Source organism: Streptomyces sp. NPDC028722 (assembly GCF_040637655.1).
In the GTDB taxonomy this organism is placed as follows: Bacteria; Actinomycetota; Actinomycetes; order Streptomycetales; family Streptomycetaceae; genus Streptomyces.
Window position 1 is genome coordinate 560,651 of record NZ_JBEZWU010000001.1, and the last position, 19,691, is coordinate 580,341.

14 protein-coding genes and 3 tRNA genes are annotated in these 19,691 nt (G+C 73.0%); 8 read left to right on the forward strand and 9 right to left on the reverse strand.

What is annotated here, in order from left to right; genetic code table 11:
• Nucleotides 1-75 precede the first annotated feature (75 nt).
• From AB0F03_RS02500 to AB0F03_RS02510, 3 genes are all read right to left on the reverse strand, one after another.
• A tRNA-Ile gene (locus AB0F03_RS02500) sits at nucleotides 76-152 on the reverse strand.
• 176 nt (nucleotides 153-328) lie between these two features.
• Nucleotides 329-401: transfer RNA gene (locus AB0F03_RS02505), tRNA-Asn, on the reverse strand.
• A 6-nt stretch (nucleotides 402-407) separates the two neighbouring features.
• Nucleotides 408-480, reverse strand: a tRNA-Asn gene (locus tag AB0F03_RS02510).
• 159 nt (nucleotides 481-639) lie between these two features.
• Here AB0F03_RS02510 and AB0F03_RS02515 point away from each other — a divergent pair.
• The 4 genes from AB0F03_RS02515 (at nucleotide 640) to AB0F03_RS02530 (ending at nucleotide 6,250) form a co-directional block, all read left to right on the forward strand.
• The gene (locus AB0F03_RS02515) at nucleotides 640-945 is read left to right on the forward strand and encodes a YtxH domain-containing protein (protein ID WP_361985689.1); all 306 of its coding nucleotides are present in this window, start codon (nucleotides 640-642) and stop codon (nucleotides 943-945) included.
• A gap of 74 nt (nucleotides 946-1,019) precedes the next feature.
• A complete protein-coding gene (locus AB0F03_RS02520) occupies nucleotides 1,020-2,471 on the forward strand; it encodes an FGGY family carbohydrate kinase (protein ID WP_361985692.1) in 1,452 nt (483 codons plus the stop codon).
• Between the two features lie 117 nt (nucleotides 2,472-2,588).
• Nucleotides 2,589-4,322, forward strand: coding sequence for an ABC transporter ATP-binding protein (locus AB0F03_RS02525; protein WP_361985695.1), 1,734 nt, complete (start codon nucleotides 2,589-2,591; stop codon nucleotides 4,320-4,322).
• Nucleotides 4,322-6,250, forward strand: a complete 1,929-nt coding sequence (locus AB0F03_RS02530) for an ABC transporter ATP-binding protein (RefSeq protein WP_361985698.1) — start codon at nucleotides 4,322-4,324, stop codon at nucleotides 6,248-6,250. The genes AB0F03_RS02525 and AB0F03_RS02530 overlap by 1 nt, the downstream gene beginning before the upstream one ends.
• A 32-nt stretch (nucleotides 6,251-6,282) precedes the next feature.
• On the opposite strand, the gene AB0F03_RS02535 is transcribed toward AB0F03_RS02530, so the two are convergent.
• From AB0F03_RS02535 to AB0F03_RS02555, 5 genes are all read right to left on the reverse strand, one after another.
• Entirely contained in the window at nucleotides 6,283-7,500 is a 1,218-nt protein-coding gene (locus AB0F03_RS02535; protein WP_361985833.1) for an RNA polymerase sigma factor, read from the reverse strand.
• A gap of 229 nt (nucleotides 7,501-7,729) precedes the next feature.
• Nucleotides 7,730-9,637, reverse strand: coding sequence for a DNA primase (dnaG, locus tag AB0F03_RS02540; RefSeq protein ID WP_361985701.1), 1,908 nt, complete (start codon nucleotides 9,635-9,637; stop codon nucleotides 7,730-7,732).
• 47 nt (nucleotides 9,638-9,684) lie between these two features.
• A complete protein-coding gene (locus AB0F03_RS02545; RefSeq protein WP_361985703.1) occupies nucleotides 9,685-10,950 on the reverse strand; it encodes an FAD-dependent oxidoreductase in 1,266 nt (421 codons plus the stop codon).
• 103 nt (nucleotides 10,951-11,053) lie between these two features.
• Entirely contained in the window at nucleotides 11,054-12,397 is a 1,344-nt protein-coding gene (locus AB0F03_RS02550; protein ID WP_361985706.1) for a deoxyguanosinetriphosphate triphosphohydrolase, read from the reverse strand.
• A gap of 53 nt (nucleotides 12,398-12,450) precedes the next feature.
• Nucleotides 12,451-13,308 (reverse strand): sirohydrochlorin chelatase, encoded by an 858-nt coding sequence (locus tag AB0F03_RS02555; protein ID WP_361985709.1) that lies wholly within the window; start codon nucleotides 13,306-13,308, stop codon nucleotides 12,451-12,453.
• A gap of 154 nt (nucleotides 13,309-13,462) precedes the next feature.
• Here AB0F03_RS02555 and AB0F03_RS02560 point away from each other — a divergent pair, with 154 nt between their 5' ends.
• The 3 genes from AB0F03_RS02560 (at nucleotide 13,463) to AB0F03_RS02570 (ending at nucleotide 17,268) form a co-directional block, all read left to right on the forward strand.
• Nucleotides 13,463-14,143 (forward strand): ElyC/SanA/YdcF family protein, encoded by a 681-nt coding sequence (locus tag AB0F03_RS02560; RefSeq protein ID WP_361985712.1) that lies wholly within the window; start codon nucleotides 13,463-13,465, stop codon nucleotides 14,141-14,143.
• A 101-nt stretch (nucleotides 14,144-14,244) separates the two neighbouring features.
• Entirely contained in the window at nucleotides 14,245-16,428 is a 2,184-nt protein-coding gene (locus AB0F03_RS02565; RefSeq protein WP_361985715.1) for a molybdopterin oxidoreductase family protein, read from the forward strand.
• A gap of 9 nt (nucleotides 16,429-16,437) precedes the next feature.
• A complete protein-coding gene (locus AB0F03_RS02570; protein ID WP_361985717.1) occupies nucleotides 16,438-17,268 on the forward strand; it encodes an arylamine N-acetyltransferase in 831 nt (276 codons plus the stop codon).
• A gap of 1 nt (nucleotide 17,269) precedes the next feature.
• Here the strand turns inward: AB0F03_RS02570 and AB0F03_RS02575 are convergent, their stop codons facing one another.
• Nucleotides 17,270-17,731 (reverse strand): gamma-glutamylcyclotransferase family protein, encoded by a 462-nt coding sequence (locus AB0F03_RS02575; protein ID WP_361985720.1) that lies wholly within the window; start codon nucleotides 17,729-17,731, stop codon nucleotides 17,270-17,272.
• 137 nt (nucleotides 17,732-17,868) lie between these two features.
• Here AB0F03_RS02575 and AB0F03_RS02580 point away from each other — a divergent pair, with 137 nt between their 5' ends.
• Nucleotides 17,869-19,518 carry a M4 family metallopeptidase gene (locus AB0F03_RS02580; RefSeq protein WP_361985723.1) on the forward strand — a complete coding sequence of 550 codons (1,650 nt, stop codon included), beginning with the start codon at nucleotides 17,869-17,871 and terminating at the stop codon, nucleotides 19,516-19,518.
• The last annotated feature ends 173 nt before the right edge of the window (nucleotides 19,519-19,691 follow it).

The following is a 19,691-nucleotide window of genomic DNA, read 5'->3' on the forward strand; positions in this document are numbered from 1 at the left end:
AGAGGGTCGCCAGCCTGGAGCGGCGACCCTCGTTCTCGCGTCTGTGCAGGTAGAAACGGTCCTGCCACCTGCGACTGGTGGGGCGGGTGGGACTCGAACCCACGGCCGACGGATTATGAGTCCGCTGCTCTAACCGGCTGAGCTACCGCCCCATAGCGGCGTGTCGCGTACACGTGTGCGCGCCGTCTGCCGCAGCATAGCCGCTCATACGATCTCCTGCTTCGGATGGTCGGCTTCCGCGCTGCTCATGATCCCGAGGACGGCGACGCCCGGTCCGGCGGTTCCCGCGGACATGAAAAAGGACCCCTGCGGGGGTCCTCGTTCAGCGCTCCCCCGACTGGACTCGAACCAGTAACCTGCCGGTTAACAGCCGGCTGCTCTGCCAATTGAGCTACGGAGGACCGAAGCTCCCCCGACTGGACTCGAACCAGTAACCTGCCGGTTAACAGCCGGCTGCTCTGCCAATTGAGCTACGGAGGATCGCCTCGATTGCATCGATCGTACCCGCCTGGGTATTCGCCAGGGGGCGGACGCTCGCTGCGACACATACATTAGCGCAAGCAGGGGGGTGCTCCGCCAATCGCTTCCCCTCGGGGTCAGCGCCGCACCAGCACACTACGCACGGAAAGGGTGGCAGCCATGCGCTACCGGCTCACGTTCCTCGCCGGACTGTCCCTCGGTTACGTACTCGGCACGAGGGCCGGACGCGAGCGCTACGAGCAGTTGAAGAAATCCGCCCGGCAGATCACGCAGAACCCTGCCGTGCGCAACACCGCGGAGACGGCAGCCCAGCAGGGCCGCGTCTACGCCGGCAAGGCGTTCCACACGGTCAGCGACAAGGTCGGCGACCGCGTCCCGGAGTCCGTCGCCCAGCGGGTGCGGTCCCTGCGCGAGCGCGGTGTCAGCGGCACGGGTGAGGACGACTGGGGCACCAGCACCACCTGAAGGTTCGTCGCGCGGCGCCGCGGCCGCCGCCCCCTGGCCGGACCAGCCCCGCCGATGCGGCAAAATTCGTAGGCATGGGGATAGTCGCCGGCTTGGACAGCTCGCCCGATTTCACGCGCATCGTGGTCTGCGACACGGACACGGGCGCCGTGCTGAGGCAGGGGTACGCCCCTCATCCGGTCGAGACACCGGACGGGGGGCGGCCCAGTGACGTCGATCCGCAGGCCTGGCTGCTCTCCCTGGGCGAGGCCGCGGGCGGCGGTCTGCTGGAGGGCGTGCAGGCCATCGGCGTCTCCTCGCAGCAGAACGCGCTGGTCCCGCTGGACGCCCAGGGCAACACCGTCCGCCCGGCCCTGGTCGGCGGCGACAAGCGCGCGCAGGTCGCGGCGGCGGACCTCGTGGACGCGCTCGGCGGCCGGGAGGCCTGGGCGCAGGCCGTCGGGAGCGTGCCGCAGGCCGCCCACCCCGTCACCAAGCTGCGCTGGCTCGCGAAGAACGAACCCGAGAACGCGCGGCGCGCCGCCGTCCTGCTCCAGGCCCACGACTGGCTCGTCTGGCAGCTGCTCGGGCGGCCGGTGCGCCGCACCACCGACCGCGGCGGGGCCTCCGGCACCGGGTACTGGTCGGCGGCCACCGGCGCCTACCGGCCCGAGCTGGTCGAGCTGGCCCTCGGTCACCAGGCGCTGCTGCCCGAGGTGATCGGCCCCTCGGACGCGGCCGGTACGACCCCGGAGGGGCTGCTGATCTCCGCCGGGACCGGGGAGACCATGGCCGCCGCGTTCGGGCTCGGGATCGGGCTCGGGGACGCCGTCGTGTCGCTCGGGGCGTCCGGCTCCGTGATGGCCGTGCATCCGGAGGCACTCGCCGACCAGTCCGGGATGATCACCTCCCTCGCCGACGCCACCGGTATGCACCTGCCGGTCGTCACCACCCTGAACGCCGTACGCACACTGCGCGGCGCCGCCGAACTGCTGGGGCTGGCGGACCTGGAGAGCCTGTCCGACCTGGCGGTGAAGTCCACGCCGGGATCGCACGGTCTGGTGCTGCTGCCCTATCTGGAGGGCGAGCGGACGCCGAACCTGCCGCACACCGCGGGGACCCTCTCCGGGCTGCGGCGGGAGTCGATGAAGCCGGAGCACCTGGCGCGGGCCGCGTTCGAGGGCATGCTGTGCGGACTCGCCGACGCGCTGGACGTGCTGCGCGGGCGGGGTGTGGCGGTGCGGCGGATCTTCCTGCTCGGCCCGGCCGCCGAGCTGCCCGCCGTGCAGGCCTCGGCGCCCTCGCTGTTCGGCGCGCAGGTCGTCGTGCCGCAGCCCGCGGACTACGCGGCGATCGGCGCGGCCCGGCAGGCGGCCTGGGCGCTCGGGGTGTCGCAGGGCACCCTCGACCCGCGGAACCCGCCGGCCTGGCAGGGCGCGGCGGCTCAGGTGCTGGAACCCGGCGAGGAACTGGCCGTGGGACAGGCGGTGCGGCAGCAGTTCACGGCGGTGCGGGAGCAGACCCATCCGGGGGCGTTCGGTCCCTGACGCCGTCGCGCACCGGACCGGTCGGGTTAATCGGTTGGGGTAACACGGGTCGGGTGCCCGACGATAGGGGCCAGGGGCAACCGTCCAGCCCCTGTCGCCGACCCGAAGAGACGTAGCGTGCTCATACGACTTCTGCGGACCTATCTCAGGCCCTACAAGAAACCCATCGCCCTGGTGGTGCTGCTCCAGTTCCTCCAGACCTGCGCCACCCTCTACCTGCCCACTCTGAACGCCGACATCATCGACAACGGCGTCGTGAAGGGGGACACCGGGTACATTCTGTCCTTCGGCGCCCTGATGATCGGCATCTCGCTGGCCCAGGTCGTGTGCAACATCGGTGCCGTGTACTACGGCGCCCGGACCGCCTCCGCCCTCGGCCGGGACGTGCGCGGTGCCGTCTTCGACCGGGTCCAGTCGTTCTCCGCGCGTGAGGTCGGTCACTTCGGGGCGCCCTCGCTCATCACCCGTACGACGAACGACGTGCAGCAGGTCCAGATGCTGGCCCTGATGACGTTCACCCTGATGGTGTCGGCGCCCATCATGTGCGTGGGCGGGATCGTGCTGGCGCTCGGCCTGGACGTACCGCTGTCCGGGGTACTGGCCGCGGTCGTCCCCGTGCTCGGCGTCTCCGTGACGCTCATCGTGCGCCGGCTGCGCCCGCTGTTCCGGTCCATGCAGGTCCGCCTGGACACGGTGAACCGGGTGCTGCGCGAGCAGATCACCGGCAACCGGGTGATCCGCGCCTTCGTCCGCGACGAGTACGAGCAGGGGCGGTTCGGTGAGGCGAACGCCGAGCTGACCGGGATGCAGCTGGCCACCGGCCGGATGCTCGCCCTGATGTTCCCGATCGTCATGACGGTGGTGAACCTGTCGTCCCTCGCGGTGGTCTGGTTCGGCGCCCACCGGATCGACAGCGGCGGGATGGCGATCGGTGACCTGACCGCGTTCCTCGCCTATCTGATGCAGATCGTCATGTCCGTGATGATGGCGACCTTCATGTTCATGATGGTGCCGCGCGCCGAGGTGTGCGCCGAGCGCATCGAGGAGGTCCTCGGGACCGAGTCCAGCGTCGTGCCGCCCGCCGCCCCGGTCCGGGAGCTGCGCGGGCACGGACACCTGGAGCTCCGGGACGCGGGCTTCCGCTACCCGGGCGCCGAGGAGCCGGTGCTCAAGGCCGTCGGCCTGGTGGCCCGGCCCGGTGAGACGACCGCCGTGATCGGCTCCACCGGCAGCGGCAAGTCGACGCTGCTCGGCCTCGTCCCCCGGCTGTTCGACGCCACCGAGGGCGAGGTGCTGGTGAACGGCGTCGACGTCCGGACCGTCGAACCGGCGCTGCTCGCGCGGACCGTGGGGCTCGTCCCGCAGAAGCCCTATCTGTTCGCGGGCACCGTCGCCACCAACCTGCGCTACGGCAACCCGGACGCCACCGACGAGGAACTGTGGCACGCGCTGGAGGTCGCGCAGGCCGGGAACTTCGTACGGAAGCTGGAGGGCGGCCTCGACGCGCCGATCGCGCAGGGCGGCACCAACGTCTCCGGCGGCCAGCGCCAGCGCCTGGCCATCGCCCGCACCCTGGTGCAGCGCCCCGGGATCTACCTGTTCGACGACTCCTTCTCCGCGCTCGACTACGCGACGGACGCGGCCCTGCGTGCCGCGCTCGCCCGGGAGACCGCCGAGGCGACCGTCGTCATCGTCGCCCAGCGGGTGGCGACCATCCGGGACGCCGACCGGATCATCGTGCTCGACGAGGGCCGCGTCGTCGGCTCCGGCCGGCACGCCGAACTGATGGCGTCCAACGAGACCTACCGGGAGATCGTGCTCTCCCAGCTGACGGAAGCGGAGGCCGCCTGATGGCCGGGCCCATGGGACGCATGATGGCCGGGGGCGGCCCCGACCAGCGCTCGATGGACTTCAAGGGGTCGGGCAAACGGCTCGTCACCCAGTTCAGACCGGAACGCGCCACGATCTACGTCCTGCTGCTCTGCGTGGTCGTCAGCGTGGGCCTGAGCGTGATCGGCCCGAAGATCCTCGGCCGCGCCACCGACCTGGTGTTCTCCGGCATCATCGGCCGGCAGATGCCGGGCGGCGCCACGAAGGAGCAGGTCCTGGCGAGGATGCGCGAGCACGGCCAGGGCCGGATCGCGGACATGCTCCAGGGCACCGACTTCACGCCCGGCCAGGGCATCGACTTCGACGCCGTCGGCCGTGTCCTGCTGATCGCGCTCGGTACGTTCCTGGTCGCCGGCCTGCTGATGGCGGTCGCGACCCGGCTGGTGAACCGGGCCGTGAACCGCACGATGTACCGGCTGCGGGAGGACGTGCAGAAGAAGCTGTCGCGGTTGCCGCTGTCGTACTTCGACAAGCGTCAGCGCGGTGAGGTGCTGTCCCGGGCGACCAACGACATCGACAACATCGGGCAGACGCTCCAGCAGTCGATGGGCCAGCTGATCAACTCGGTGCTGACCATCATCGGCGTGCTCGCGATGATGTTCTGGGTCTCCTGGATCCTGGCGCTGGTCGCGCTCGTCACCGTACCCCTGTCGTTCGTGGTCGCCACCCGGGTCGGCAAGCGGTCGCAGCCGCACTTCGTGCAGCAGTGGCGGTCCACCGGCAAACTGAACGCGCACGTCGAGGAGATGTACACCGGGCACGCCCTGGTGAAGGTCTTCGGACGGCAGGAGGAGTCGGCGCAGCAGTTCGCCGAGCAGAACGAGGCGCTGTACGAGGCCGCGTTCAGGGCACAGTTCAACAGCGGTGTCATGCAGCCGCTGATGATGTTCGTGTCGAACCTCAACTACGTGCTGGTGGCGGTCGTCGGCGGACTGCGGGTCGCGTCCGGCGCCCTGTCCATCGGTGACGTACAGGCCTTCATCCAGTACTCGCGGCAGTTCTCGATGCCGCTGACGCAGGTCGCGTCGATGGCCAATCTGGTGCAGTCCGGCGTGGCCTCGGCCGAGCGGGTCTTCGAACTCCTGGACGCGGAGGAGCAGGAGGCGGACCCGCTGCCGGGCGAGCGGCCCGCGGAACTGCGCGGCCGGGTGCGGCTGGAGCACGTGTCGTTCCGGTACGACCCGGAGAAGCCGCTGATCGAGGACCTGACCCTCGCGGTGGAGCCCGGGCACACGGTGGCGATCGTCGGCCCGACCGGCGCCGGCAAGACCACACTGGTCAACCTGCTGATGCGGTTCTACGACGTCTCCGGCGGGCGGATCACGCTCGACGGGGTCGACATCCGGAAGATGACCCGCGACGAGCTCCGGTCCGGGATCGGCATGGTGCTCCAGGACACCTGGCTGTTCGGCGGCACCATCGCGGAGAACATCGCGTACGGCGCCTCGCGGGAGGTCACGCGCGGGGAGATCGAGGAGGCGGCGCGGGCGGCGCACGCCGACCGGTTCGTCCGCACGCTGCCCGACGGGTACGACACCGTCATCGACGACGAGGGCACGGGCGTCAGCGCCGGCGAGAAGCAGCTGATCACGATCGCGCGGGCGTTCCTGTCCGACCCGGTGATCCTGGTGCTGGACGAGGCGACGAGTTCCGTCGACACGCGCACGGAGGTGCTGATCCAGAAGGCGATGGCCAAACTGGCCGCGGGACGCACGTCGTTCGTGATCGCGCACCGCCTGTCGACGATCCGGGACGCCGACGTCATCCTCGTCATGGAGAACGGGTCCATCGTGGAACAGGGCGCGCACGCGGAGCTGCTGGCCGCCGGCGGTGCCTACGCCCGCCTGTACCAGGCCCAGTTCGCCCAGGCCGTCGCCGAGGTGGACTAGCGCGAGGGGGCCGCCGCCCGGCGGCCCCCCCTTCAGTCCAGGTAGCCCCTGAGCTGGTCCGCGAAGGCGTGGTCGCGGAGTTTGTTCAGGGTCTTGGACTCGATCTGCCGTATCCGTTCCCGGGTCACCCCGAAGATGCGGCCGATCTCCTCCAGGGTGCGGGGGCGGCCGTCGGCCAGGCCGTAGCGGAGCTGGACGACCTTCCGCTCCCGCTCCCCCAGCGTGGACAGCACGGCCTCCAGGTGCCGGCGCAGCAGCAGGAACGCGGCCGACTCCACGGGGCTGGCCGCGTCGCCGTCCTCGATGAGGTCACCGAGGGCGACGTCGTCCTCCTCGCCGACCGGGGCGTGCAGCGACACCGGCTCCTGGGCGAGCCGCAGCACCTCGCCGATCCGCTCGGGCGGCAGGTCCAGATGGGCGGCGACCTCGTCCGCCGTCGGCTCGCAGCCGCGCTCCTGGAGCATCCGCCGCTGGACGCGGACGACCCGGTTGATCAGCTCCACGACATGGACCGGGACGCGGATGGTGCGGGCCTGGTCGGCCAGGGCCCGGGACATGGCCTGGCGGATCCACCAGGTGGCGTACGTGGAGAACTTGTAGCCGCGCGCGTAGTCGAACTTCTCCACGGCCCGGATCAGCCCGAGGTTGCCCTCCTGGACGAGGTCCAGCATGGTCAGGCCGCGGCCGACGTACCGCTTGGCGACGGACACCACCAGACGCAGGTTGGCCTCGATGAGCCGGCGCTTGGCCATCCGGCCCATGACCACCAGCCGGTCCAGGTCGTGCGCCAGCCGGCTGTCCAGGTCGGGGGTGCTGCTCAGCTTCTCCTCGGCGAACAGGCCGGCCTCGACCCGGCGGGCCAGCTCGACCTCCTCGGCGGCGGTGAGCAGGGGGATGCGGCCGATCTCACGCAGGTACTGGCGGAACAGGTCGGCCGAGGGCCCGCCGGACTCGGCCCGGGCGGCGGCCGGGACCTCGACGGGTTCGGCGGCCTCCTCGGCCTCCTCGGCCCGAGCCGGCTCGGGCGGTTCCGCCGCTTCGCCCGGTTCCGCCGGTTCGCCCGGGGCCTCCTGGAGCGCCCCGGCGGCCGGGGCCCGCGGGTGCCGGGCGGCGCGGCCCTGCGGGGGCACGGCCCGGAGGACGTCCGTCTCCGCGTCCGGTTCGTCCGCGGTGGTACTGGTGCTGGTGCTGGTGCTGCTGTCGGTCTGGGCGAGGGTCCGGGTCTGCACGGGGGCGACCTCCAGGATGATCGCTGCTGAAGGTGAGCGGCAGCGGTGCTTCGGAGCGGAGAGTCGACGGCCTGCGCTCCGAGGACTCGGGCACCGGCCCCCAGTGTGGAGTACGACACAACGCCGCCACGAGGGGCGTGCGGTGACTTTTTGCATCCGGTCCGTGACCGCCCGCTGACCGTGCCCGCACCCGCGGCCCCGGCTCCACCGCTGACCTGGCGGATTGGCGGGAGTCGGGGGACCGGCGCGGCTAGAGCGCTGCCGCGCCGCGTTCGCGCAGGGCCTGGTCGTACTGCTGGAGGACCCACACCTCGTTCTGGACGGCGGCCAGCCGGGCCGGGTCGCCGCCGGCGGCGAGGCGGGTCAGCTGGGACTGGATGTCGCGGATACGGCGTTCCACGGCCCGGCGGCGGATCTGCACCAGGACCGTGCCCGCGTACGTCTCGTCGACCGTGCGGCGCAGGATCGGCTCGACGGCCAGCTCGGTGACCATGGCGCGGACGGTGTCGTCGGGGGCGGCCTCCCGCACCCGGACGACGTACTCCTGCGGGTCGGAAACGCCGTACTCGGCGCCGCCCGCCTCCGCGACGGCCCGGCGCACGGCCGCGTACGGCGGGGCGGTGAACTCGTCCATGCCGTAGGCGTCGAAGGCCGGGGAGACCAGCTCGGGGCGCTGCAACGCGAGTTTGAGCAGCTCACGTTCGGCGGCGTGGACGGGGTTGCGCAGCGTCAGCGCGGGGCCGCCGGCGGGGCGGGGGGCCTCGGCCCACTGGGGACCGGCCTGGCGGGACGGGCCCTGCCGCGGCTCGCCCTTGCCGCCGCGGTCGCGGGCCCAGCGGGCCAGCTGGCCGACCCGGCGGACCACGAACTGGGTGTCGAGGATGCCGAGCATGCCGGCCAGTTCGACGGCGACCTCGTGCTGGGCGCCGCTGTTCTTGATCCGGGCGACGATCGGGGCGGCCTCGTCCAGGGCGGCGGCGCGGCCGGCGGGGGTGTCGAGGTCGTAGCGGCTGAGGATCTGGCGGAGCGCGAACTCGAAGAGCGGGGTGCGGGGCTGGACCAGGTCCGCAACGGCCTCGTCGCCCTTGGCGAGGCGCAGGTCGCAGGGGTCCATGCCGTCGGGCGCGATCGCGATGTAGGTCTCGGCGGCGAACTTCTGGTCGTCCTCGAAGGCGCGCAGGGCGGCCTTCTGGCCGGCCGCGTCGCCGTCGAAGGTGAAGATGACGCGGGCGCTGCCGTTGTCCATCAGCAGCCGGCGCAGGATCTTGATGTGGTCGCTGCCGAAGGCCGTGCCGCAGGTCGCGATGGCCGTCGTGACCCCGGCGAGGTGGCAGGCCATGACGTCGGTGTAGCCCTCGACCACGACCGCCCGGCTCGCCTTCGCGATCTCCTTCTTGGCCAGGTCGATGCCGTACAGGACCTGGCTCTTCTTGTAGATCGCCGTGTCGGGGGTGTTGAGGTACTTCGGGCCGTTGTCCGCCTCGTACAGCTTGCGGGCGCCGAAGCCGACGACCTCGCCGCCGATGTCCCGGATCGGCCACATCAGCCGGCCCCGGAACCGGTCGATGGGACCCCGGCGGCCCTCCTGGGACAGGCCGGACAGCAGCAGTTCCTTGTCGGTGAAGCCCTTGCCGCGCAGGTAGCGGGTGAGGTGGTCCCAGCCCTGGGGGCTGTAGCCGACGCCGAAGTGGACGGCGGCGGCCTGGTCGAAACCGCGTTCGGCGAGGAAGACCCGGCCGGTCTCGGCCTCGGGGCTGGTGGCGAGCTGCTCCGCGTACCACTGCGCGGCGATCTTGTGCGCCTCGACCAGGCGGATGCGCTCACCGCGCTGGTGGGCCGGGTTGTAGCCGCCCTCCTCGTACCGCAGGGTGATGCCGGCCTGGGCGGCGAGGCGCTCGACCGCCTCCGAGAAGGAGAGGTGGTCCACCTTCATCACGAAGGTGATGGTGTCCCCGCCCTCCTGGCAGCCGAAGCAGTGGAAGAGTCCCTTGCTGGGGCTGACCTGGAAGGACGGCGACTTCTCGTCGTGGAACGGGCACAGGCCCTTGAGGTTGCCGCCGCCCGCGCTGCGCAGCTGGAGGTACTCGGAGACCACGGCGTCGATCGGGACCGCGTCCCGAACCGCCTTCACGTCCTCGTCGTTGATCCGTCCTGCCACGCGTGAATTCTACGGGGGTGGTGCGGCGGTTCCGGTGCGCGCGGCGGTCAGGAGGCGAGGCCGTCGAGCGGTACGTGCGGGTCGGAGAGTGCCTCGATGTTCACCGGGGACTGGGAACGGACGAGCCGCTGGATGTGTTCTGTGACATCCCACACGTTCACGTTCATCCCGGCCAGTACGCGGCCCTGCCGCACCCAGAACGCGATGAACTCCCGTTTCCCGGCGTCGCCGCGGATGACCACCTCGTCGTACGAGCCCGGCGGCGCCCACCCGCTGTACTCCATGCCCAGGTCGTACTGGTCGCTGAAGAAGTACGGCACGCGGTCGTAGGTGACGTCCCTGCCGAGCATGGAGCGGGCGGCGGCCGGTCCGCCGTTCAGGGCGTTGGCCCAGTGCTCCACCCGCAGCCGGGTGCCGAACAGGGCGAGCGGGAAGGACGCCACGTCGCCGGCGGCGTAGATGTCGGGGTCGCTGGTGCGCAGCCGCTCGTCGACGACGATGCCGCCGCCCCGCGCCGGGCCGGCGGTCTCCAGACCCGCGGCCTCCGCGAGACCGGTGCGCGGGGCGGCGCCGATCGCGGCGAGGACGTCGTGCGCGGGGTGTTCCTCGCCGTCGTCGGTGCGGGCGGCGAGGACCATGCCGTCCTGCCCGACGATCTCCGTGAGCCGGACGCCGAAACGGAAGCGGACGCCGTGCTCGCGGTGCAGCTCCGCGAAGACGTTGCCCAGCTCGGGGCCGAGGACGCCGTGCAGCGGGGTCTGGGCGGGTTCGATCACCGTGACCTCCGCGCCGTACTCGCGGGCCGCCGCCGCGACCTCCAGGCCGATCCAGCCGGCGCCGGCGATCACGAGGTGCCCGTTGTCCCGGCCGAGCGCGGCCAGGACGCGTTTGAGCCGTTCGGCGTGGGGGAGCCGGCGCAGGTGGTGGACGCCCGTGAGGTCGGTGCCGGGGATGTCGAGGCGGCGGGGTTCGGCGCCGGTGACCAGGAGCAGCTTGTCGTAGTGGACGAGGGTGCCGTCGTCGCCGAAGCGGACCGTCTTCGCCGTACGGTCGAGGCGGTCGACGGTCTGCCCGAGGTGCAGCTCGATGTCGTTGCGCGCGTACCAGGCGGGCTCGTGCACGAAGACGCTGTCGCGTTCCTCCTTGCCGAGGAGGTAGCCCTTGGACAGCGGCGGGCGCTCGTAGGGGTGGTCGCGTTCGTCGCAGATCAGTATCACCCGGCCGGTGAAGCCCTCCGCCCGGAGCGTCTCGGCCGCCTTCGCACCGGCGAGACCGCCTCCGACGATGACGAATGTCTGATCCGCGTCGACCACGTGATGCCTCCTCATAAGGGTGCCGCCACCTGCGAGCGTCCCGCACGCAGCGTGATGCGGGAAGAGGGTGTGACCCGTTCAGGCCACGCAGGGTCACTTTTCTTCAGAGCCGTCCCGTCAGTCTCGCGTGCAGCGAGAGGGCGGAGGCGTCGGTGAGGGAGGCGATCTGGTCGACGATCACCCGCTTGCGCGCGTGGTCGTCGGCCGCCGCGTCGAACAGGGCCCGGAACTGCGGGTCCAGGCCTTGTGGGGCGCGGGCGGTGAGCGCCTCGGCCAGCTCCGCGACGATCACCCGCTGGTCGGCGCGCAGCCGTTCCTGCTCGGCGCGCTGTATGACGTACCGGTCGGCGACCGCCTTGAGCACCGCGCACTCCATGCGGGCGGCGCGGGGGACGACGAGTTCGGCGCCGTAGCGGGTGAGCCGGCCGGTGCCGTACGCGGCCCGGGTGGCGCCCTCGGCGGCCAGGCAGAACCGGCCGATGAGCTGGCTGGTGGCGTCCTTCAGACGGGCCTGTGCCACCGCCGTGCCGTCGTAGCCGTGCGGCCACCACTCCTGCTCCAGGAGGCGGTCCAGGGCCGCGGCGAGTTCGGCGGGGTCGGTGTCCGCGGGGACGTACCGGCCGACGGCGACCGCGAACACCGCCTGCCGTTCCGGTTCGGCGTGCAGACAGCCGGGGTCGATGTGGCCGGCGTGCAGGCCGTCCTCCACGTCGTGCACCGAGTAGGCCACGTCGTCCGACCAGTCCATCACCTGCGCCTCGAAGCAGGTGCGGCTGCCGGGGGCGTGCGCTCTGACCCAGTCGAACACCGGGCGGTCGTCCTCGTACACGCCGAACTTCCCCGACCCCGGGTCGGTGGGGTGGGCGCCGCGCGGCCAGGGGTACTTGGTGGCGGCGTCGAGGGTGGCCCGGGTGAGGTTGAGGCCGACGGAGCCCTCCGGGGTGAAGCGCTTGGGCTCGATGCGGGTGAGCAGCCGCAGGGACTGGGCGTTGCCCTCGAAGCCGCCGCAGTCGTCGGCGAACTCGTTCAGCGCGTACTCGCCGTTGTGCCCGAAGGGCGGGTGGCCCAGGTCGTGGGAGAGGCAGGCCGCCTCGACCAGGTCGGGGTCGCAGCCGAGGGCCGCGCCCAGTTCCCGGCCGACCTGGGCGCACTCCAGGGAGTGGGTGAGGCGGGTGCGGGGGCTGGCGTCCCAGACCAGGCTGCGCGTCCCCGGGGTGACCACCTGGGTCTTGCCCGCCAGGCGGCGCAGGGCCGCGGAGTGCAGGACGCGGGCGCGGTCGCGCTGGAAGGCGGTGCGGCCGGGGCGTTTGTCCGGCTCGGCGGCCCAGCGGTCGGCGGAAGCCGGGTCGTATGCCGACGCGAGCGCGGTGCCGGTGCCGGTGCCTGTGTCTGTGCCTGCGGTGCGTGCGATGCCTGCGGTGCCTGCGGTGCCTGCGGTGCCTTCCATGGTTCGACAGTACGGGCCGGCACCGACAAAAGCGGGCTGCCGCCTGCCGTGCGTCAGGCGGAGGCCAGTTCCGGCTCCCGGCTCGCGTGTGCCTGGTCGTAGCGGTGCAGGACCAGGCGGGCCATCGCCTCGTGCGCGCCCAGGGGGGCCGAGGCGAGCCACGGGGCCCGGTCCGCGCACTGGGTGGCGAAACGGCCCGGGGCCGTGAAGTACGACGCGACCGCCACCCGGTGCCGGCCGCGCGCCGCCAGGGCGCGCAGGGCGTCCGGGACGGTCGGTGCCGCCGCGGAGGCGTACGCGGGGAGCACGGGGACGCCGAGGCGGGCGGCGAGCAGGCGGGCGGTGCCGCGGGTGTCGGCGGCCGAGTCGGGGTCGCGGGAACCGGCCGCGGCGAGGATCACCGCACTGGTGCGGCGGGCGGCGGCGTCCATGGCCGCGGGCCAGCCGGCCTCCAGGAGCCGGTCGTGCAGGGTCCGGGCGAGGAGCGGGTGCGGGCCGAGCGGGGCGGCCACCCGGGCGCGTACCGGTGCGGCGGCGGCCATCGCGGGGATGTCCTGCCGGACGTGGTAGCCGCGGCCCAGGAGCAGCGGTACCAGGATGACGGTGCCGACGGGGGTGTCGCCCAGGGCGGCGAGGGTGTCGGGCAGCAGGGGCGCGTTCAGTTCGATGTGGCCCAGGTGGACCGGGAGGCCGGGGCGCAGGGCGCGGACCCGTTCGGCCAGGGCCCGGACGGTGGTGAGCGCCCGGGGGTCGCGGCTGCCGTGGGCGACCAGGACCAGCGCGGGCGGGGCCGGGCGGCCGTACCGGAGCGGGGGGACGAGCCGGAGCCGGCCGCTGCCGCCGGTCCTCGGGCGCGCCGTGTGACCGAGGGGGGCGCGGGGCTCGTCGCTGCGTGGGTTCGACGCCGTCATGGAACGATCCTGTCGGTCGGAGGTTGCGTCGCCGTTGCCGGCCCGTCACGGGTGTTTTCCGCCGTTTCACCGCGGGCGGACGCGGAGTGTGAGGCGAAACCGGAACGGGCGCCGGTGGCGTCCTCCCGGTCGGAAGCGATCTCTGGGGGGGCGTATGAGGATCCGTCGACCGCGGCTGCCGCGCACGCGTACCGGGCAGCGGCGGCTGGTGCAGGCCGTGATGGCCGGGTGCGTGCTGGCGCTGCTGCCGGTGACCTGGCTGTACGTGTCCACGGCGGACCGGCTGCGCACCACGGCCGACGTGCCGCACACCGAGGTGGCGATGGTGTTCGGGGCGGGCCTGTGGAAGCACGGGGAACCGTCGCCGTACCTCGCGCACCGGCTGGACGCGGCGGCCCGGCTGTACCGCGCGGGGCGGATCGAGGTCGTCCTCGTCACCGGGGACAACAGCCGCAAGGACTACGACGAGCCGGACGCCATGCGCACCTATCTGACCCGGCACGGGGTGCCGGACGCGCGCGTCGTCGGCGACTACGCCGGCTTCGACACCTGGGACTCCTGCGTCCGGGCCAGGAAGATCTTCGGGGTGGACCGGGCGGTGCTGATCAGCCAGGGCTTCCACATCCGGCGGGCGGTCGCGCTGTGCGAGGCCGCGGGCGTGGCGTCGTACGGCGTCGGGGTCGACGCGAAACACGACGCGACCTGGTACTACGGCGGCACGCGCGAGGTGTTCGCGGCGGGCAAGGCGGCGCTGGACGCGGTGTTCCGGCCGGACCCGCGGTTCCTCGGCCCGCGGGAGCCGGGGGTGGCGCGGGCGCTGGCCGACGGGCGGTGACCTGTCCTCACGGCTCCCGGACCGGCGCGGGGAGGTCGCCGTGCCGGGCGCGTAACGGGATCCGGCCGGGGGCGTAACACGCCGGACCCACGCTGGGCGGCATGGAGAACACCTCGGCGCCCACCCACTGCCCGTACTGCGCCCTCCAGTGCGGGATGACGCTCACGCCCCTGCCCCAGGGGGGCGTCGAGGTCACCGAGCGCCCGGACTTCCCCGTCAACCGGGGCGCGCTGTGCGGCAAGGGCCGCACGGCGGCGCAGGTGCTGTCGCCGGCGGTACGGCTGACCACACCGCTCGTCCGGGAGGGCGGCCGGCTGGTGGAGGCCGGCTGGCCCCGGGCGCTGGACCGGATCGCCGAGCGGCTCGGGGCGGCCCGGGAGCGGTACGGCGCGGACGCGCTCGGGGTGTTCGGCGGGGGCGGGCTGACCAACGAGAAGGCCTACGCGCTCGGCAAGTTCGCCCGGGTGGTGCTGGGCACCTCGCAGATCGACTACAACGGCCGGTTCTGCATGTCGTCGGCCGCCGCTGCGGGCACGAAGGCGTTCGGTCTCGACCGGGGACTGCCGTTCCCGCTGGAGGACATCCCGCGGACCGGCTGCGTGATCCTCGTCGGATCCAATCTCGCCGAGACCATGCCGCCGGCGCTGCGCTTCTTCACGGAGCTCAGGGAGAACGGCGGCACGCTGATCGTGGTGGACCCGCGCCGCACGAGGACCGCCGACCAGGCCGACCTGCACCTCGCACCGCGCCCCGGCACCGATCTCGCCCTCGCGCTCGGCCTGCTGCACCTGGTGGTCGCGGAGGGGCGGACGGACGAGGAGTACATCCGGGAGCGGACCACCGGCTGGGTGGAGGCCCGGGCGGCCGCGATGGCGCACTGGCCGGAGTACGTGGAGCGGATCACCGGCGTGCCCGTGCCGCAGCTCCGCGAGGCGGTACGGATGTTCTGCGCGCCCCGGGCGGCGATGGTGCTCACCGCGCGCGGGCCGGAGCAGCAGTCCACGGGCACGGACACGGTGGGCGCGTGGATCAACCTGTGCCTGGCCACCGGGCGGGCGGGGCGCCCGCTGTCCGGGTACGGGTGCCTGACCGGGCAGGGCAACGGGCAGGGCGGACGCGAACACGGCCAGAAGGCCGATCAGTTGCCCGGTTACCGCAAGCTCGACGACCCGGAGGCCCGGCGGCACGTGGCCGGGGTGTGGGGCGTGGACCCGGACGCCCTTCCCGGCCCCGGGCGCAGCGCCTACGAACTCCTGGACGCCCTTGGCACGGACGTGCGGACGCTGCTGCTGATGGGCTCCAACCCGGTGGTGTCCGCCCCTCGCGCGGCCCACATCGAGGAGCGGCTGCGCTCGCTGGACTTCCTGGCCGTGGCCGACGTCGTCCTGTCGGAGACGGCGGAGCTGGCGGACGTCGTGCTGCCCGTCGCCCAGTGGGCGGAGGAGACCGGCACGACGACCAGCCTGGAGGGCAGGGTGCTGCTGCGCCGCCGGGCCGTCGCTCCCCCGCCCGGCGTCCGCACCGACCTGTACGTCCTGCACGAGCTGGCCGCCCGGCTCGGCGTCGAGAAGGGCTTCCCGACCGACCCCGAGGAGGTCTTCGAGGAACTCCGCCGGGCCAGCGCGGGCGGCCCCGCGGACTACTCGGGCATCACCTACCGCCGCCTCGCCGAGGAGAACGGCGTCTTCTGGCCCTGCCCGACCGGCCCGTCCACCACGGAGACCCCGGGTACCGCGCCCGGTGCCGGCCCCGGACCTGAACCCGTCCCCGGGCCCGTCCCCGGGCCCGGGGTGCATCCGGGGTCGCCGCGGCTCTTTCTCGAGCGGTTCGCCACCGCCGACGGCCGGGCCCGGTTCGTTCCGGTCGTGCACCGGGCGACCGCCGAGGAGCCGGACGAGGAGTATCCGCTGCTGCTGACCACCGGCCGGGTGGTGGCGCAGTACCAGTCGGGGGCGCAGACCCGGCGGGTGGCGGAGTTGAACGCGGCGGCGCCGGGACCCTTCGTGGAGCTGCATCCGCGGCTCGCGGCCCGGCTGGGGGCGGTCGACGGCGACCCGGTCGCGGTGGTCTCCCGGCGGGGCCGGGCCGTGGCGCCGGCGCGGGTCACCGCCACCATCCGCCCGGACACCGTGTTCATGCCCTTCCACTGGCCGGGCGAGGGCCGCGCCAACACCCTCACCAACCCGGCCCTGGACCCCACGTCGAAGATGCCGGAGTTCAAGTCGTGCGCGGTGCGGCTGGAGGTCCTGGGGCCGCGGACGCGGCCGGGGGACGGTCTCGCGTAGGTTCGGGGTATGGCCGGCACCGAGCAGTACGACCTCGACGCCTATCTCGACCGCATCGGCTGGCAGGGCGAGCGGCGGCCCTCCCTGGACACCCTGCGGGGTGTCCACCTGGCGCACGCGCTGTCGCTGCCGTTCGAGAACCTGGACCCGCTGCGCGGATCGGTGCCCTCGCTGGCGCCCGCCGACCTGATGGCGAAGATGGTGCACGGCCGGCGTGGCGGCTACTGCTACGAGCACAACACCCTGCTCCGGCTGGCGCTGGAGGCGCTCGGCTTCCGGGTGACCCCGCTGGCCGGCCGGGTGGTGCTGGGCGCCGAGAGCCCGGACAGCCGGCCGCGGACGCACACCATGCTCCAGGTGGAGGTGGCGGGCGAGGCCGGTCCCTGTCTGGCGGACGTCGGTTTCGGCGCCCCGGGGGCGCTGCTGCTGCCGGTGCCGCTGGTCCCCGGCGCCGAGTACGAGGGTGCCGGGCGCCGGCACCGGCTGGCCCGACTGCCGCACGAGGGGCCGCTGGAGCTGTGGGAGTTGCAGGCGTACGACCGCCGGGACGGGGTGTGGGCCGGGCAGTACGCGTTCACGCGCGAGCCGTTCACCGCCGTCGACCTGGAGGTGTTCAACTGGTTCGTCGCCACGCACCCGCGTTCCCCGTTCACCCGCCGCCCCTATCTCCAGCGGACCACCGCCGAGCGTCATCTCGCTCTGGACGGCGCGCGGTTCACGCAGACCCTCGCCGACGGCACGGTCACCGAGCGCACGCTGACGCGGGAGGCGGAGGCGCGGCGCGTGGTGGCGGAGGAGTTCGGCATCGAGGTACCCGAGGGGCTGGCCCTGCTGGGCTGAGTCAGCGGCCGTCCGGCCACTCGCCGCCCGGGATCGGCCGGCCCCGGACGCGCAGCCGGTCGGCGACGCGCGGGGCGGCCAGGTACACCCAGGCGCGGACGGTGGTGCCGTCGGCGCGTTCGACGTCCCGGGCGACGCGTTCGTAGAGGTTCCGGGGGTCGCCCGGCACATAGCCCTCCAGCCGGTCGAGGTCGGTGAGCAGACTCTCGTACGCCTCCGGGAGCGCGGTCACCAGTTCCCCGCGCACCTGTCCGCCGGGCCGCTCGACGGCGTAGGGGTAGCCGGGGCCGTCGTACAGCACGGCGCCGGTGAGCCGGGCCGGTTCCCCGGGGAGGGTGCGTCCGCGCAGGAACCGGTCGTGGTTCGCCGCGCCGGCGCGCAGGGTGCCGTAGACGAAGAACGGGCGGGGGCCGCGGGGGGCACCGGGGCCTGAGCTGCGGGGCGGGAGGTCCTCGGCGGTCACGGAACCGATTCTGTACCCCCGCCGGTTCCCCACACACCTCCATGAAGACGCTATGGACATGACATGTCATGGCCCCTTAAATCTCAGTGACATCCGCGCCACCCCCACGCCTGCCGGGCGCCTTCCCGAGGAGACAGATGAGCCGGATACGGCACCACGTCCGAGGAACCCGTCGCATCGCCACCGCCGGCGCCGCCGTCACCAGCGCGGCCCTGCTGACCGTCACCCTCTCCCCCGCCGCCCACGCCGACGGCAGACCGACCCAGGCCGCCGCGATCCGCAACGGGGCCTCCGCCCTCCTGGCCCACGCGGCCGGCCTGGGCCTCACCGCCGGCCAGGACACCAGCGTCCGGGACGTCGTCGTGGACAAGGACGGCACCCAGCACGTCCGCTACGACCGCACCTATCACCGGCTCCCCGTCCTCGGCGGCGACTTCGTCGTCCACCTGGCCAGGGACGGCCGTTACCGCGGTGCCGACCGGGCCACCCGGCAGCCGGTCTCCCTGCCCTCCGTCACCCCGGAGGTCTCCGGCCCGAAGGCCGCCGGTCTCGCGGTGAGCGCCCTGCGCGCGGCCCACCCCGGCGACCGGATCGAGCAGGTCAAGGCCAAGCCGCGGCTGGTGGTCGACGCCTTGCACGGCCGCCCCCGGCTGGCCTGGCGGACCGACGCCGTCGGCCTCGACACACTCGGCAACCCCGTCGCCCGCACCGTGCTGACCGACGCCCGCTCCGGCACCCGGATCGACGCCTGGGACAGCATCGAGACGGCCGCCGGTGACGGCGCGTCCCTGTACAGCGGGACGGTGCCGCTGGAGACCACCCCGTCCGGGTCGTCGTACCAGCTCAAGGACCCGACGCGCGGGAACACCTACACCGGCGACGCCGCCGGCAAGACCGACCTGTGCATCTTCGGCATCTGCGTCAGCCGGGCCCCCGCGACCCTGTTCACGGACGCCGACAACCACTGGGGCACCGGTACCGCCGCGGACCGCTCCTCGGCGGCGGTCGACGCGCAGTACGGCACCGACGCGACCTGGGACTACTACAAGAACGTCCAGGGCCGCAACGGCATCGGGAACGACGGCAAGGGCTCGTACAACCGCGTCCACTACGGCAGCAACTACAACAACGCCTTCTGGGACGACAGTTGCTTCTGCATGACGTACGGCGACGGTGACGGCACCACCTTCGGCCCGCTGGTGGCGCTGGACGTCGCCGGGCACGAGATGACGCACGGCGTGACGGCCAAGTCGGCGGCGCTGGCCTACTCCGGGGAGTCCGGCGGGCTGAACGAGGCCACCTCCGACATCCTCGGCACCATGGTCGAGTGGTACGCGGGCAACTCCTCCGACCCGGGTGACTACCTGATCGGCGAGAAGATCGTCCGCCCCGGCTTCGGCAAGGCCGCCCTCCGCTTCATGGACCGGCCCTCCCGGGACGGCAGTTCGGCCGACTACTGGAGCGCGTCGGTCGGCAACCTGGACGTCCACTACTCCTCCGGCGTCGCCAACCACTTCGCCTACCTCCTCGCCGAGGGCAGCGGGGCGAAGACGATCAACGGTGTCAGCTACGACTCGCCGACCGCGAACGGCGCCACGCTCACCGGCATCGGCCGCGACAAGGTCGGCAGGATCTGGTACCGGGCGCTGACGGTCTACATGACGTCCTCCACGAACTACGCGGGCGCGCGCACCGCCACCCTGAACGCGGCCAGGGACCTGTACGGCGCCGGCAGCACCGAGTACGCCGCGGTCGCCGCCGCCTGGAGCGCGGTCGACGTGAACTGAGCCGCGCCGGCACCGGCCGCACCCCGTCGCGGGTGGAGGCCAATCGTGTGCTCTTCGTACCCGGCCCCTCACCCGGCCGTGACCTGCCGGAACACACCCCGGCTGGGCCGTGTGGGGGGCCGCCCGCGCCACCCGTTCACCGCATCCGCGGCGGTGCCCGGGAAGCGGATCCC